The following is a 15,172-nucleotide window of genomic DNA, read 5'->3' on the forward strand; positions in this document are numbered from 1 at the left end:
CTTATCTGATAAACAATATATAAACTAGCGGATTATTATAACGTTTAATGAGCTATATTTTGATTGGTGTATTTATGGGGGGAAGATGGTCAATACATCAGGAAGTACAAGACTAATATTACTATCAAAACAACTATTACGACCAGAACATGAAATTGTAGCATTTAGAAATAACCAATCATTAACGATAGGCGAATTAAAGAAACAAGTTTTAAACATAACTAATGCATTAAATAATCACCCTAACAAATATTGGGCATTATACATGCAAGATAGTTTTAATTTTATTGCAGGACTATTGGCGCTTTTCTATTCTAATAAGCAGCCAATCTTAATAAATCCTTACCAAAAAGAAATGAAACATCATTATGATGCTCTATTAATCGATGATATCAAATTTCCTAAACAACAGTTTCTAGACAAACAATTCATCGACATCAATAAAATTGATAAAAACAATATAATTACAGAACATCAATTAATAACATCAGGATTTAAACACCACACATTAACACTGTTTACTTCTGGCTCAACTGGAATACCAAAACCAATTGAAAAATCAGTTTCTCAACTTGAATTAGAGATTCAGATGCTGGAATTCGACTGGGGGAAATTTAAGAATAATCTATTTGTTGCATCAGTTTCCCATCACCATATGTATGGTTTAACATTCAAAATAATGCTGCCTCTTAGTTGTAAAATTCCATTTATTTGTGAACCAGTACTTTATCAAGAACAGCTAACCACTTATAGCCATAAAAAAATCATTTACATCACAACACCATCAATTATCAAAAATTTAGATGATAAATTACCAACAATAAATTGTGATAAAGTAATTTCATCTGGTGGTAAACTGACTTATGAAGAAGCTCAATTATGCCGAAAAAGTTACGGTGTATTACCTAATGAAATATATGGTTCAAGCGAAACAGGTATTATTGCAACTCGACAACAAACACAAGCCGATACACCTTGGCAATTATTTTCATTAATTCGTATAGAATATAACCAATCAAAATCACCTTTATTAAATTCTCCTTTATTACCCCAACCTGAACCTTTAAATGATGAAATTAAGAAACTGAATGAAAGACAATTTTATTTAAACGGACGAATAGATAAAATTATAAAAATATCAGAGAACAGAGTATCACTAACATTCATTGAAAAACAACTTAATCAATTTGATGAAGTAGCTCAAGCTATTGTTATTCCACTAGAACAGAATAATCGAACTATACTTGGTACTGTTATTGAGTTATCTTCCTCTTACAAACAGCTGTTACAACAATATAGCCATTTCGAATTAACACGATATTTTCGACTTTTATTGAAAGATACATTATCATTGATCGAAATGCCTAAAAAATGGCGATTTGTTGACGTTTTACCCAAAAACTCTCAAGGGAAATGTTCTTATATTGATTTAAAAATATTATTTGATACACCGAAAAAACAATGAAAAAAAAATTTGCAAAGGAAAAGACGATTAATATTAGTAACAACTCTGCTAATATTGAACTAACTATATCACCTGATCTTTTTTGGTTTGAAGGTCATTTTAAATCGCAACCTTTATTACCAGGAGTTGCCCAGCTTAACTGGGTAATTTATTACACACAAAAATATTTTGACGACTCATTGTGTTTATTATCCGTCGATGTAATCAAATTTCAGTGTCCAGTTATTCCCGAAGATCGCCTTATGTTACACCTAACATGGCATGAAAAAATAAAAAAATTAGAATTTATCTATACTTTTATCTTACCAAACAACAGAAATAAAGTAGCAAGCACAGGGACGCTTACATTATGCCATTAACATAATTGCCCTTACTCGCTAACTATTATTTTATTATTTCATCTTACTGTAATAGTGAAGATTTACCTACCGTTCTGAAAAATATGAACCTTATCAGTTAAAATAGATTTTAATTGATGATGGTAGTCTTACTAATACAATACTAAAACTTGAACATGACTCAGGCTTATATCTTTGAAAAACACTATTATACTTAGCAAATACCCTAGACTTCATGAATACAAGACAAATAGATGCTGACGAGCAAGATAATAGCCAAAATTTGTTAAACAGGTACTGGAACAATCACAACTCATCAGCTGATATCTTAAACTTTGGGCTAGCCTACCACTGATGATTTTGTGCGTAAAAATCGATTAATATCTAAATATATAACATATTTTTACTAAGTAACTTTTCACCTTATCTAAAGGCTTCTTTTATTTTATCTCCAGTTTTAGGTTTTCTGTTTATTTAATTTGGGGTCAAAAACTAAAGGGCGCTTTCAAGATTATTTTAAACTTTTTTCCGATAAAATTCGGTTGCCAAGACAAAATCGTCAAGATAAACTGAATAAAATAATACAAGATCATGTAAAAAATTAGAACATTAATGTCTTATTTCTCCTCTGGATTGGTTTAACTATTATAATTTCTGGCGATTTAGCTCACTGACGTCAAATAACGTAAATAAGGATATAGATAAAGATGAAAAATAATTTTAAACATAGTGCAACTATCGAATATACCACTTCAATCCATGATACAGATGCAATGGGAGTCGTTTGGCACGGTAACTATTTAAAATTTTTTGAAAAAGCTAGAGAGGCTTTATTCCAGAAATTCAATTGTGGCTACAAGCAGATGATTGAGTCAGGTTATATTTGGCCTATTGTTGATGCACGAGTGAAATATATTGCACCATCATTGGCTGAACAGACCTTGCAAATTGTTGCAACCTTAGAAGAGTATGAACATCGCATAAAAATCAGTTATACAATAATAGATAGTTTAACAGGTAAAAAAATAACATCTGGCTACACAATTCAAGTAGCTGTGTCAACATCAACCCACAAAATGAGTTTTGTTACACCTTCGTTTCTTTTAGAACTAATTAGATTATAAAATTGCAATACAAAGTATGGATGCAAAATAAATGATTTATATTACATCTTTTGGGGCAATCAATACTTTAGGTAATTCTCTAAATGAAGTTAGACAGAATCTAACTAAACAGTATTGTGCACCGCACTGCTTAATTGAAGAAAACAATTGGTTACTCAACAACCAAAAAACTTGGCTAGGAAAAGTCAAATCTGATTTACCCAAATTACCCGTACATTTATCACAATACGCAACTCGCAATAACCGATTACTGTATAGCGCTTACTTACAAATCCAAACTGAAATTGATCACGCTATATCACGCTATGGAAATAAACGAATAGCAATTATTATGGGGACTAGTACCTCGGGCATTGCTGAAGGGGATGTCAATTTAAAACATTACTTACAGACAAATAGCCATTTGTCTACTTTTTCTTATAATCAACAAGAATTAGGCGATCCATCATGTTTTTTAACCGCTTTACTTGATTTAAAAGGTCCTAGTTACACAATATCAACGGCCTGCACATCTAGTGCTAAAGCAATTATTAGTGGTAAAAGATTGATAGAATCAGGAATAGTTGATGCAGCAATTGTTGGGGGCTCTGATAGCCTAAGCCGAATGCCAATTAATGGATTTAATGCACTTGAATCACTTTCTACAAGCCCATGTATACCCTTTGCACAAAATCGAAATGGAATAAATATTGGTGAAGCAAGTGCTGTATTTTTACTCACCAAAGATGAAACAAGCAATATCGCTATTTTGGGCGCTGGCGAATCATCCGATGCATATCATATTTCATCTCCCCATCCTGAAGGATTAGGGGCTGAAAAAGCAATGCAGGCAGCGTTAGATGATGCTAAATTAACGACCAAAGACATTGGTTATATTAACCTTCATGGCACAGCAACTATATTGAATGATCTTGCAGAAAGTAAAGCCGTTTATCGCCTATTCAATCAGAATTTACCACCATGCAGCTCAACTAAACATTTAACGGGACATACTTTAGGTAGTGCTGCAGCGACAGAATTAGCCATTAGTGCTCTACTACTTAACCAAGATATTTATTTACCACAACAAAATTTTTCAACATCACCATTTGATGAAACTCTCGATAAAATCAATATTGTTACAAATCGCATGATCTTAAATACCCCTGTAGTCATGTCAAATTCTTTTGCATTTGGTGGTAGCAATGCATCTCTAATTATTGGGAAAATATAATGCAATATTATCCAGCGACTTACTATTTACCACATGAAGAACCTATGGTCATGTTAGAAAAAGTTCATTTAATTGATGATGAACAATGCATCTGTAGTGTTCAAGTCAATAAAAATGGTATTTTGGCACCTTTTTTAAATGAAGATAATGCTTTGCCTAATTTATATGCTGTTGAATTAATGGCCCAAACCATTGGTGTATGGAATGGTTACCACGGTATTATTAACAATAAAAAACCACAATTAGGTATGTTATTAGGGGGAAGAACCATAAAAACCTCACTACCAACCTTTCCTCACGAGAGCGATTTAATTATTCAAGCAAACTTAGTTCTTTTTGATAGCAAACTAGCTATTTTTGATTGTCAAATAAAGATCAATGAACAATGTGTCGTTTCAGGAAAACTCAATGTTTATGAACCCGATCAAACTGAAATAGATTATTTATTTGGCCAAAATCGATTAGGAGAAGAAAAAAATGAAACGAACAATTCTGGTAACTGGCGCCAGTAAAGGAATTGGCAAAGCGATTGCTTGCAAACTATCGCAAGATGGTTTTGCAATTGCAGTCCACTACCATAGTGATAAACAAGGTGCGATTGATACAAAAAACTCTATTGAACAATTAGGAGGCTCAGCTCGATTAGTACAATTTGATGTCAGCAATCGCGTACAATGTCAACAAAATATTGAAACTGATATCAAACTTCATGGCGCATATTATGGTGTTGTAAATAATGCAGGTATCATTCGTGATGGTGCTTTCCCCGCTTTAACAGAAGATGATTGGAACAATGTCATCCATACCGATCTTGACAGTTTTTATAATGTTTTGCATCCTTGCATTATGCCAATGATAGGACTTCGTAACGGTGGACGAATTATTGTTATATCTTCAGTTTCTGGTCTGATCGGTAATCGAGGACAAGTTAATTATAGTGCAGCAAAAGCCGGGTTAATTGGAGCAAGCAAAGCTCTAGCACTTGAGCTTGCAAAACGCAAGATCACGGTAAATTGTATTGCACCAGGTTTAATTGATACCGGTATTTTAGATATGGAACCTACTGTATTACAAGAGGCAATGAAAATAATACCATTAAAACGTATGGGGCAAGTAGATGAAGTAGCAGGACTAGCAAGTTATTTGATGTCTGATTTAGCGGGATATATAACACGCCAAGTCATTTCAATCAACGGAGGGATGATATAAATAAATTGATCCAGCATCTGGTGGAATAAATACTCCAATTAGCATCAAATGATTCTAGACTAGTTAAATAACAACGATATACAGCAGTTAATTATGACTGCCTGTATATAAGTTCACAAAAATCAAATCTAAAACAATCGCCCTATCTACCTTAGTAACAAAACAGGCTATTACAGCCCGTTTTCTTGTCTAAAAAACAATCTTTCGACACTTTTTACGACGTTTTTTGAAATTCTTTCCGATAATTTTTGTCGGCGTTGATAACGGACCGAGATAATTTTATGTGTTTCTAAATGAGATAAAATAAAGTCATCGCTGGTACTGATTTCGTCAACTAAGCCTTTATCTTTGGCTTGCGCTGCAAACCAATGCTCACCAGTTGCAACTTGTTCGATATCCACATTTGGGCGATACTCTTTAACAAAATCTTTAAATAAAAGATGAGTTTCTTCTAATTCTTGTTTGAATTTTTGGCGACCTTCTTCAGTGTTTTCTCCAAACATGGTTAACGTACGTTTATACGCACCTGCTGTTTGTAACTCAATATCCACATCATGTTTTTTTAATAAACGGTTAAAGTTAGGAATTTGTGCAACTACACCTATTGACCCCACAATCGCAAATGGCGCCGCCACAATCTTATTAGCGGTGCAAGCCATCATATATCCACCACTGGCCGCGACTTTATCAACAACCGCAGTAAAAGGAATATCACGCTGTCTAAATCGTAACAGCTGTGATGCTGCAAGCCCATAACCATGGACTACACCACCTGGGCTTTCAAGTTTAACTACAACTTTATCTTCTGGTTTAATAACCGCTAATACTGCTGTGATTTCTTGGCGTAATTCTTCAACTTCATGTGCATTGATGCTGCCATTGAAAGACAACACAAACAATTTAGGTTTTACTTGTTGGTTTGTATTACTCTCAGCTGACTTCTCAGAATTATTTGTTGCTGTTTGTTCTGCTAATTTTTCTTGCTTCTTAGCTTGTTTCTTTTTTTGTTTAGCCGCTAACTTTGCCTGCTTCTTCTCGAGTTTTTTCTGTTTTTTAAGATCTTTCATAAACAGTTTAGCTTCTAACTCATCCATGCTTGACATTAACAGATCGTCTTTGACTTGTTCGTATTCTTGGCTAATATCTTTGACCGATAAACGCCCTGCCACCGTTGCTGACTTACGGCGTTGGCTTAATATAAAAATGAGCACTGCTAAAATTGCAATAACAACTGTAGCCGTGTCAGCTAAAAAAAGTGAATACTCAGAAAACCAATTCATTTAATTTATTATCCTTTGATTAAATATACGTTGATTGAATGTATTGAAATATTATAACAAGATAATTGCGAATTGTGCCGAAAATCAATAAAGATATAATTGTCGCTTTATTCGGCAAATTAAATTATTTATACTGATAACCCAATTTATTGTTAAATGAGAACTCGTATGCCATTACGCCCAATTACCGAAATCGCTAAGCAATGTAATATTCCTGAAGAATTTGTCCTGCCTTATGGCAAACATGTGGCAAAAATCGATCTATCCATACTTAAAGCTAATCCCAAAAAAACTAACGGCAAATTGGTGTTAGTTACCGCTATCACACCAACTCCTCTTGGTGAAGGTAAAACAGTGAATACAATCGGGCTAAGTGAGGGACTAAATTATATTGGTAAATCGGCAATTGCTTGTATTCGTCAACCAAGTTTAGGCCCCGTATTTGGCGTTAAAGGTGGCGCTGCTGGCGGGGGTCAAGCCGAAGTATTACCTATGGAAACTTTAAATCTGCATTTAACGGGTGATATCCACGCCATTACCGCAGCTCATGATTTGGCATCGGCTGCATTGGATTCGCGCCTATATCATGAAGAACGTTTAGGCAATGAATTTACCGCACAAACGGGATTGCCTCGTTTAAATATCGATGTAAATCGTATTGTATGGAAACGCGTGATAGATCATAACGATCGTGCACTTCGTAAAATCACTGTTGGTGTTGGCGGTGGTGTTAATGGTATTGAGCGCCAAGATGGCTTTGAAATTACCGCAGCGTCAGAGCTGATGGCTATTTTAGCCTTAGCCTCAGATTTACATGATATGCGCGCGCGCATTGGCCGTATTATTCTAGCTTATAATACTCAAGGCGAAGCCATAACCGCAGAACAACTTGAAGTTGCGGGTGCCATGACAGTGCTACTAAAAAATGCAATTAACCCAAATCTGATGCAAACAGTTGAAAATACGCCTGTACTCATTCATGCCGGACCTTTCGCCAATATTGCTCATGGCAACTCCTCTGTCATTGCCGATCGCATTGCTTTGCAACTTGCCGATTATGTTGTGACTGAAGCAGGATTTGGCTCGGATATGGGCATGGAAAAATTCTTCAATATTAAATACCGCCAAACAGGGATCAAAGCCTCATGTGTGGTATTGGTTGCAACTGTTCGTAGCTTAAAATCTAACAGTGGTAAATATAACATCAAACCAGGGCAAGCAATTCCGAAAGAAATCTCAGAATCTAATGTCGAATTACTTGAAATTGGTGCGGCTAATTTAGCATGGCATATCAACAATGCCAAAAGTTATGGATTACAAGTGATCGTTGCCATTAACCGCTTTCCGCATGATAGTGAAGAAGAACTCGCGTTCTTACAACAATATGCAGTTAAACATGGTGCCTTTGCTTGTGAAGTGAGCGAAGTTTTCACACAAGGCGGTAAAGGCGCTGAAAAACTGGCTGAGCATGTGATCAAAGCGTGTGACATGCCAAGCGAAATCACACTACCTTACTCAGACAACATGCCGCTCGCTGATAAAATTCAAACTATGGTAAAAAAATATGGCGCTAACGAAGCCTTTTTATCAGCCACCGCACTGGAAAACATCAAAGAGATCGAAGCATTAAAACTTGATCATTTGCCACTTTGTATTGCTAAAACACCGATGTCAATTAGTGCTGATGCAAACTTAAAAAATGTACCCACTAATTTTGATGTTGACATCAGTCATTTAGCAATATCTGCAGGTGCTGGTTTTATTCGTGTTTATGCTGGTAATGTAATGACCATGCCGGGGTTAGGCACCAACCCAGCTTATAGACAAATCGATATTGACAAAGATGGTAATATTGTAGGTTTAAGTTAATGCAAGAAGTGATTATGCAAACTAAACAAGAATACAAAGCATTTATTGATGAAGAAAGCTGTATTGGCTGTGGCAAATGCATCCGTGTTTGCCCAACCGATGCTATTGTCGGCAGCAAGCAAGTGTTGCACACAATACTGCCACAGTTATGTACCTCGTGTAGTAATTGTATCAGTACCTGTCCAACAGACTGTATTACATTAAGCACATTAGGCAGTGTATTGAGTGAATCAGAAGAGTTAGCGCTAACTCAGAAAAAGCAACAGCGATTAGGTCATAATCTGTTAGTGCCACCAACAATCTTATTTCCACGCACCATGCCAACCACAAACAAGATCAGCACAATAACCGATCGTAAAAAGTCGATAGCCGATGCCATTGCTAGAGTAAAAGCCAAAAAAAACCTCGCTAAATAGCGAGGTTTTCGTATTACGATAGCACTAATACTAATTAGTCTTTATTACCACTTCTAAACGCACGTTTACGGTCATTTTCGGTTAAATGACGTTTACGTAAACGGATAGATAATGGCGTCACTTCCACTAATTCATCATCATCAATAAACTCTAATGCTTGTTCTAATGACATTTTGATTGGTGGTGAAAGTGTTGTTGCTTCATCGGTACCTGATGCTCGCATATTGGTTAATTTTTTACCGGTTAGACAGTTAACCGTTAAATCGTTTGAGCGAGTATGAATACCAATAATTTGACCTTCATAAACTTCGGCACCATGACCTAGGAATAATTTACCACGGTCTTGCAAGCCATATAGTGCATAAGCCAATGCTTTACCTGTACCGTTTGAAATCATTACGCCATTATTACGTTGACCAATTTCGCCTGGGCGAACATCATCATAATGACTAAAGGTAGAATAAAGCAAACCGGTACCTGAGGTCATGGTCATAAATTCAGTTCTAAAACCGATAAGGCCACGGCTTGGAATGACATAATCTAAACGTACGCGACCTTTACCATCTGGTAGCATGTTTGTTAGGTCACCTTTACGTAAACCAAGTGCTTCCATCACAGAACCTTGATGCTGTTCTTCAATATCAAGCGTAACTTGTTCGAATGGCTCTTGTTTTTTACCATCGATTTCTCTAAAGATAACTTTAGGACGAGAAACCCCTAGCTCATAACCTTCACGGCGCATATTTTCGATCAGTACTGACAAATGCAATTCACCACGACCAGAGACTCTAAAGGCATCGGGATCTGGCGTTTCCTCGACACGAAGCGCAACATTATGGACAAGCTCTTTATTTAAACGCTCAAGAATTTGGCGAGAAGTGACATATTTACCCTCTTTACCCGCAAATGGTGAGCTATTGACATTAAAGAACATAGTTACAGTTGGTTCATCAACAGTTAACGCAGGTAATGCTTCAACGCAGCTATTATCACAAATTGTATCGGAGATACCGAGTTCACCAAGACCCGTTAATGCAATAATATCGCCAGCTTCGGCAACTTCAGCTTCATAACGTTGTAGTCCTAAATGGCCAAGAACTTGCCCTACTTTGCCAGTTCGTTTATTACCTTCACTATCAACGATAGTTACTTGTTGATTTGGTTTAACGCGACCACGTTTAATACGGCCAATACCAATAACACCAACATAATTATTATAATCAAGTTGAGAAATTTGCATTTGGAATGGACCGTCTAAATCAACCTTTGGCGGCTCAACATATTTAACAATCGCTTCAAATAATGGCGTCATATCTTCAGCCATATTTTCATGATCTAAACCGGCGATCCCCATTAATGCTGAAGCATAAACGATAGGGAAATCTAACTGTTCATCAGTAGCCCCTAAATTAACAAATAGATCGAACACTTGATCGACAACCCAATCAGGGCGTGCGCCTGGACGATCGACTTTATTGATAACTACAATAGGTTTTAAACCATAAGCAAACGCTTTTTGCGTTACAAAACGTGTTTGTGGCATTGGTCCATCCATTGCATCAACAAGCAATAACACAGAATCAACCATCGACATAACACGTTCAACTTCACCACCAAAATCCGCATGTCCTGGTGTATCAACGATATTAATTCGGTAACCATTCCAATCAATAGCAGTATTTTTAGCTAAAATGGTAATACCACGCTCTTTTTCAAGCGCATTAGAGTCCATAATACGCTCGTTATCATCACCACGTAGATTATCTAGCGTACCTGACTGTTTTAATAACTTGTCAACCAAGGTCGTTTTACCATGGTCAACGTGGGCAATAATGGCAATATTTCTTAAATTTTCAATCACAATTAAAATTCCAATTAGGAGACAGATTCTATAAGCGCGATATTGTACACCTTTTTAGCCGAAATGTTGATCTATATCACAAAGTTTATTTAAAAGAACTTGAACACTTGATAACTTTAGGAAAATATTGGTTTATTTGTAAAGAAGTTTCAGAAAACTATGAATTTAAGTATAAAATTGATCGACAAACTCATCTACCTTTGTCCAATCTGTATATTCAATCATCGGCTTAGTTACATCAGTATCTCCCTTACCTAACCACATAATAAAGCGGATCATATTGCGATCAAACCAATTATATTGTGGATAATAAAGCGCACCGGCAAAAACCGCAGTAAGAGTTGGCTTCCATGCTATTTTGGCTAAGAATTTTTTGGTATATAAATTCGTTTCTGGTGTATTTTTATTGGGTTTTCTCGCCACCATATTTACCCCAAAAAATCCCGACTGCATATTATTTAATTGCTGATAATTGTTATCGATAAACGTCTTCATCACTTTGCTATAAAAACCGTAACGGATCGAACAACCCAATAAAACTGCTTGGTATTGTGTTAAATCGATTTTAGTATTGGGTAGCAGCTCAATGACATCGCAATCACATTTACCATTAAGTCGCTTTTTGATGTGTTGCATAATCTTAAGTGTTTGCTTTTCGTATGTAGTATAGAGTAATAAAACTTTCATCATGGAATTCATAACATCTCTTCCTTCTTTTGTTAAACCCTTTGGTAAATATCAATATTACTTTTTTTATGATAAAAATTAAAAGATTGGTGGTGATTTCATTAAAAACTTTGATTATAGTATTAGGCTAATTTAACCAGACTGGAACTGATTATGGTAATTTCACCTCCAAAACTGAGTGCTATTATTTTGGCGGCAGGAAAAGGCACACGGATGTACTCTAACCTACCTAAAGTTTTACATAAAATCGGCGAAAAACCGATGTTACAACATGTTATTGATACAGTTCAACAACTTAATACTAATCGCATCAATATTGTTTATGGTCATGGCAAAGCACAGCTTGAAGATGTACTTAAAAATCAACATGTGCAACTGGTTTATCAAGCTGAACAACTCGGCACGGGCCATGCTGTTCAACAAGCTATCCCTTATATTCAAGATGATGAAGATATCTTAATTTTATATGGCGACACGCCTCTTATATCGGTTCAAACGCTGCAAACTTTAATTGCTAGCAAACCAAAACAAGGCATCGCATTATTGACGGTAATACTTGATAACCCAACTGGATATGGACGCATTGAACGCCAAAATGGCAAAGTGATTGCCATTGTTGAACAAAAAGATGCCACCCTCGAGCAACAAAAAATCAATGAAGTTAATACGGGTATCATGCTCGTTACTGGTAAATTATTGAAAAATTGGTTATCTCGTTTAACCAACAATAATACGCAACAAGAGTTTTACTTAACCGACATTATTGCTTTTGCGCACCAAGATGGTTATGACATATTAACCTCGCACCCAGTACAACCATTTGAAGTTGAAGGCGTCAATAATCGCCAACAATTGGCAACATTAGAACGGCAGTATCAATATCAACAAGCTCAACACTTATTACTCGCTGGTGTGACACTGCTTGATCCAAATCGCTTTGACTTACGTGGCACACTCTCGCACGGTAAAGATGTCACTATTGATTGTAATGTCATTATTGAAGGCAATGTCACACTAGGTAATAACGTATTTATTGGTGCGGGCTGTATCTTAAAAAATTGCACGATTGATGATAACTCAAACATCAGCCCGTATAGCATTATTGAAGATTCAACTATCGCTAAACAGTGTACTATCGGACCTTTCGCCCGCCTACGACCTGGCTCACGACTTGACGAACAAGCCCATGTCGGCAATTTTGTTGAATTAAAAAAAGCGCATCTGGGCAAAGCCACCAAAGCTGGGCACTTAAGCTACCTTGGCGATAGCGAAATTGGTAGTAACGTCAACATTGGTGCAGGCACTATCACTTGTAATTATGATGGTGCCAATAAATTTAAAACGATTATTGAAGATGATGTGTTTGTCGGTTCTGACACACAATTGATTGCACCAGTAAAAGTCGGTAAAGGCGCAACCATTGCAGCAGGCACAACGGTTACCAATAATGTAAATGCTAACGAATTGGTGGTAAGTCGAGTTAAACAAAAACAACTTTCTGGTTGGAAACGACCAACAAAGTTAATTAACAAGGAATAAACTATGTGTGGAATCGTGGGGGCTATCGCTAAACGTGATGTTGCTGAAATATTATTAGAAGGCCTAAAACGATTAGAATATCGTGGTTATGACTCAGCAGGACTGGCAATTATTTCACCAGACGGCGAACTGCAACGCGTTCGCCGTGTTGGCAAAGTGCAAGCACTAAAAGATGCCATTGCAAAACATCCACTACAAGGAGCCACCGGCATCGCGCATACTCGATGGGCAACCCATGGTGAACCAGTTGAACATAATGCCCACCCACATGTATCTGGCTTTATTGCTGTCGTGCATAATGGAATTATTGAAAATTTTGAACCATTGCGTGAAAAGCTGATCGCCAAAGGCTACCCATTCCGTTCAGAAACCGATACCGAGGTTATTGCCCACTTAATTCATGACATTATATCAACCGAAGATTGCTCCTTATTTGACGCCGTGCAAAAAGCTATCCCGCAACTACGAGGCGCTTATGGCACAGTCATTATGGACACGCGCAACCCAGAGATATTAGTTGCAACGCGCTCCGGCAGTCCTTTAGTTATTGGTTGTGGCATAGGCGAGAACTTTATCGCATCCGATCAATTAGCGCTATTACCTGTCACCCGCCAATTTATCTATTTGGAAGAAGGTGATACCGCACTTATTACACACCGAAAAGTAACAATCTTAGACAAGAATCATCATGAAGTAACAAGGCCATGTATAGAATCTGATGCAAAATATGATGCGGGTAGCAAAGCAGGCTATAGCCACTATATGCAAAAAGAGATCTACGAACAGCCTAATGCGATTAAAAATACCCTTGAAGGTCGTATGGCGCATGGTAAAGTGGATTTATCGGAGCTAGACGAGCAAGCAGAAGCGATACTTAAACAAGTAGAGCATGTGCAAATTGTTGCCTGTGGCACCGCTTATAATGCCGGTATGGTGGCGCGCTACTGGTTTGAAGCCTTAGCGGGTATACCATGCGATGTCGAAATTGCCTCAGAATTTCGTTACCGCAACCCCGCTCGTCGCAAAAATAGTCTGTTTATTACCCTTTCCCAATCAGGCGAAACGGCTGACACACTCGCAGCCTTGCGATTAGCTAAACAAAACCACTACTTAAGCACTCTTGCTGTCTGTAATGTGCCTGCCTCAACACTCGTGCGTGAAGCTGATTTCGTTCTATTAACCAAAGCAGGAGTTGAAATTGGTGTTGCATCAACTAAAGCCTTTACCACACAATTAACGGTTTTATTGCTACTAGTTGCAAAATTAGGGCGTTTAAATAATATGGCACAAAGCACCGAGCAAGCAATTGTCCACGCCTTACAAACCTTGCCAAACCGCATTGAACAAGTGCTTATGTCTGAACCACAAATTAAAAAATTAGCAGAGCAATTTGTTAATAAACATCATGCGCTATTCTTAGGGAGGGGCGATGAATATCCAATTGCTATGGAAGCCTCGTTAAAACTCAAAGAAATCTCTTACATCCATGCCGAAGCTTATGCTGCAGGTGAACTCAAACATGGCCCTCTTGCATTAATTGATGCGGATATGCCAGTGATTGTGATGGCACCAACCAACGAAATGCTAGAAAAACTAAAATCCAATATCGAAGAAGTGCGAGCGCGTGGTGGTCAACTGTATGTGTTTGCCGAGCAAGATGCGGGTTTTGTCAGTGATGACACCATGCACATCATCAATCTACCCCATATTGAAGAACTTACCGCACCAATCTATTACACCGTGCCCACACAACTACTCGCTTATCATGTTGCTTTGCTCAAAGGCACTGATGTTGATCAGCCTCGTAATTTAGCAAAATCGGTTACCGTGGAGTAAATTCCGCTAGATTAAATGTGAGGACTGACGGTATGGTTTTGATATCATCATCAAAACTAAAGTTTTCACATAACATCAACGAACACTAAAATTTTTAATGTAATAAGTTTTTCAGTGATTTTTTATCATGGCGCAAGGCTTTGTTAACGCGTTTGGCAAAGATCACTTATTTTATAAAAAATTCTCAGGAAAACATGCGTTTTAGTCTATTGGACTTAAAACTGTGCTTTTTATACCTACAAATGTGATCTTAATCACAAAAATAAAAAATGGAATGGTTTTAGCAATGTGATATTCATCACACTTATCAATTTTTTTTGATGAATCGAATAACG

Annotated in this window: 13 protein-coding genes; 10 read left to right on the forward strand and 3 right to left on the reverse strand. The window is 36.9% G+C overall.

The window, feature by feature from the left end:
- Positions 1 to 85 precede the first annotated feature (85 nt).
- The 6 genes from A9G23_RS01835 (at position 86) to A9G23_RS01860 (ending at position 5,349) form a co-directional block, all read left to right on the forward strand.
- The gene (locus A9G23_RS01835; protein ID WP_065585997.1) at positions 86 to 1,465 is read left to right on the forward strand and encodes an AMP-binding protein; all 1,380 of its coding nucleotides are present in this window, start codon (positions 86 to 88) and stop codon (positions 1,463 to 1,465) included.
- Entirely contained in the window at positions 1,462 to 1,824 is a 363-nt protein-coding gene (locus tag A9G23_RS01840) for an ApeI family dehydratase (RefSeq protein ID WP_065585998.1), read from the forward strand. Before A9G23_RS01835 ends, A9G23_RS01840 begins: the two co-directional genes overlap by 4 nt.
- 686 nt (positions 1,825 to 2,510) lie before the next feature.
- Positions 2,511 to 2,927, forward strand: a complete 417-nt coding sequence (locus A9G23_RS01845; RefSeq protein ID WP_065585999.1) for an acyl-CoA thioesterase — start codon at positions 2,511 to 2,513, stop codon at positions 2,925 to 2,927.
- A gap of 31 nt (positions 2,928 to 2,958) precedes the next feature.
- Entirely contained in the window at positions 2,959 to 4,140 is a 1,182-nt protein-coding gene (locus tag A9G23_RS01850) for a beta-ketoacyl-[acyl-carrier-protein] synthase family protein (protein ID WP_065586000.1), read from the forward strand.
- The gene (locus A9G23_RS01855) at positions 4,140 to 4,652 is read left to right on the forward strand and encodes an ApeP family dehydratase (protein WP_065586001.1); all 513 of its coding nucleotides are present in this window, start codon (positions 4,140 to 4,142) and stop codon (positions 4,650 to 4,652) included. The genes A9G23_RS01850 and A9G23_RS01855 overlap by 1 nt, the downstream gene beginning before the upstream one ends.
- Positions 4,618 to 5,349, forward strand: a complete 732-nt coding sequence (locus A9G23_RS01860) for a 3-ketoacyl-ACP reductase FabG2 (RefSeq protein ID WP_065586002.1) — start codon at positions 4,618 to 4,620, stop codon at positions 5,347 to 5,349. The genes A9G23_RS01855 and A9G23_RS01860 overlap by 35 nt, the downstream gene beginning before the upstream one ends.
- A gap of 170 nt (positions 5,350 to 5,519) precedes the next feature.
- Here the strand turns inward: A9G23_RS01860 and sohB are convergent, their stop codons facing one another.
- Positions 5,520 to 6,629 (reverse strand): protease SohB, encoded by a 1,110-nt coding sequence (sohB, locus tag A9G23_RS01865; RefSeq protein ID WP_065586003.1) that lies wholly within the window; start codon positions 6,627 to 6,629, stop codon positions 5,520 to 5,522.
- Positions 6,630 to 6,785: 156 nt separating this feature from the next.
- Between sohB and A9G23_RS01870 the strand changes: the two genes are divergently transcribed.
- Together A9G23_RS01870 and A9G23_RS01875 are read left to right on the forward strand one after the other, a co-directional pair.
- Positions 6,786 to 8,498 (forward strand): formate--tetrahydrofolate ligase, encoded by a 1,713-nt coding sequence (locus A9G23_RS01870; RefSeq protein ID WP_065586004.1) that lies wholly within the window; start codon positions 6,786 to 6,788, stop codon positions 8,496 to 8,498.
- On the forward strand, positions 8,498 to 8,914 hold the full coding sequence (locus tag A9G23_RS01875; RefSeq protein ID WP_065586005.1) for an RnfABCDGE type electron transport complex subunit B: 417 nt from the start codon (positions 8,498 to 8,500) through the stop codon (positions 8,912 to 8,914). Before A9G23_RS01870 ends, A9G23_RS01875 begins: the two co-directional genes overlap by 1 nt.
- A gap of 34 nt (positions 8,915 to 8,948) precedes the next feature.
- On the opposite strand, the gene typA is transcribed toward A9G23_RS01875, so the two are convergent.
- Positions 8,949 to 10,775 (reverse strand): ribosome-dependent GTPase TypA, encoded by a 1,827-nt coding sequence (gene typA / locus A9G23_RS01880; RefSeq protein ID WP_065586006.1) that lies wholly within the window; start codon positions 10,773 to 10,775, stop codon positions 8,949 to 8,951.
- Positions 10,776 to 10,940: 165 nt separating this feature from the next.
- A complete protein-coding gene (hemG, locus tag A9G23_RS01885) occupies positions 10,941 to 11,474 on the reverse strand; it encodes a menaquinone-dependent protoporphyrinogen IX dehydrogenase (protein ID WP_218058786.1) in 534 nt (177 codons plus the stop codon).
- Positions 11,475 to 11,615: 141 nt separating this feature from the next.
- Between hemG and glmU the strand changes: the two genes are divergently transcribed.
- Entirely contained in the window at positions 11,616 to 13,001 is a 1,386-nt protein-coding gene (gene glmU, locus A9G23_RS01890) for a bifunctional UDP-N-acetylglucosamine diphosphorylase/glucosamine-1-phosphate N-acetyltransferase GlmU (RefSeq protein WP_065586007.1), read from the forward strand.
- A gap of 3 nt (positions 13,002 to 13,004) precedes the next feature.
- Positions 13,005 to 14,837, forward strand: coding sequence for a glutamine--fructose-6-phosphate transaminase (isomerizing) (glmS, locus tag A9G23_RS01895; RefSeq protein WP_065586008.1), 1,833 nt, complete (start codon positions 13,005 to 13,007; stop codon positions 14,835 to 14,837).
- Positions 14,838 to 15,172: the final 335 nt, after the last annotated feature.

Origin of the sequence: Gilliamella sp. App4-10 (genome assembly GCF_001690495.1) — a bacterium.
In the GTDB taxonomy this organism is placed as follows: domain Bacteria; phylum Pseudomonadota; class Gammaproteobacteria; order Enterobacterales; family Orbaceae; genus Gilliamella; species Gilliamella apicola_G.

Excerpts from the sequence above, each read along its gene's own strand:
- A9G23_RS01835 (WP_065585997.1), top strand. The coding sequence starts at position 86 with ATGGTCAATACATCAGGAAGTACAAGACTAATATTACTATCAAAACAA.
- A9G23_RS01840 (WP_065585998.1), top strand. The coding sequence starts at position 1,462 with ATGAAAAAAAAATTTGCAAAGGAAAAGACGATTAATATTAGTAACAAC.
- A9G23_RS01845 (WP_065585999.1), top strand. The coding sequence starts at position 2,511 with ATGAAAAATAATTTTAAACATAGTGCAACTATCGAATATACCACTTCA.
- A9G23_RS01850 (WP_065586000.1), top strand. The coding sequence starts at position 2,959 with ATGATTTATATTACATCTTTTGGGGCAATCAATACTTTAGGTAATTCT.
- A9G23_RS01855 (WP_065586001.1), top strand. The coding sequence starts at position 4,140 with ATGCAATATTATCCAGCGACTTACTATTTACCACATGAAGAACCTATG.
- A9G23_RS01860 (WP_065586002.1), top strand. The coding sequence starts at position 4,618 with ATGAAACGAACAATTCTGGTAACTGGCGCCAGTAAAGGAATTGGCAAA.
- sohB (WP_065586003.1), bottom strand. The coding sequence starts at position 6,629 with ATGAATTGGTTTTCTGAGTATTCACTTTTTTTAGCTGACACGGCTACA.
- A9G23_RS01870 (WP_065586004.1), top strand. The coding sequence starts at position 6,786 with ATGAGAACTCGTATGCCATTACGCCCAATTACCGAAATCGCTAAGCAA.
- A9G23_RS01875 (WP_065586005.1), top strand. The coding sequence starts at position 8,498 with ATGCAAGAAGTGATTATGCAAACTAAACAAGAATACAAAGCATTTATT.
- hemG (WP_218058786.1), bottom strand. The coding sequence starts at position 11,474 with ATGAATTCCATGATGAAAGTTTTATTACTCTATACTACATACGAAAAG.
- glmU (WP_065586007.1), top strand. The coding sequence starts at position 11,616 with ATGGTAATTTCACCTCCAAAACTGAGTGCTATTATTTTGGCGGCAGGA.
- glmS (WP_065586008.1), top strand. The coding sequence starts at position 13,005 with ATGTGTGGAATCGTGGGGGCTATCGCTAAACGTGATGTTGCTGAAATA.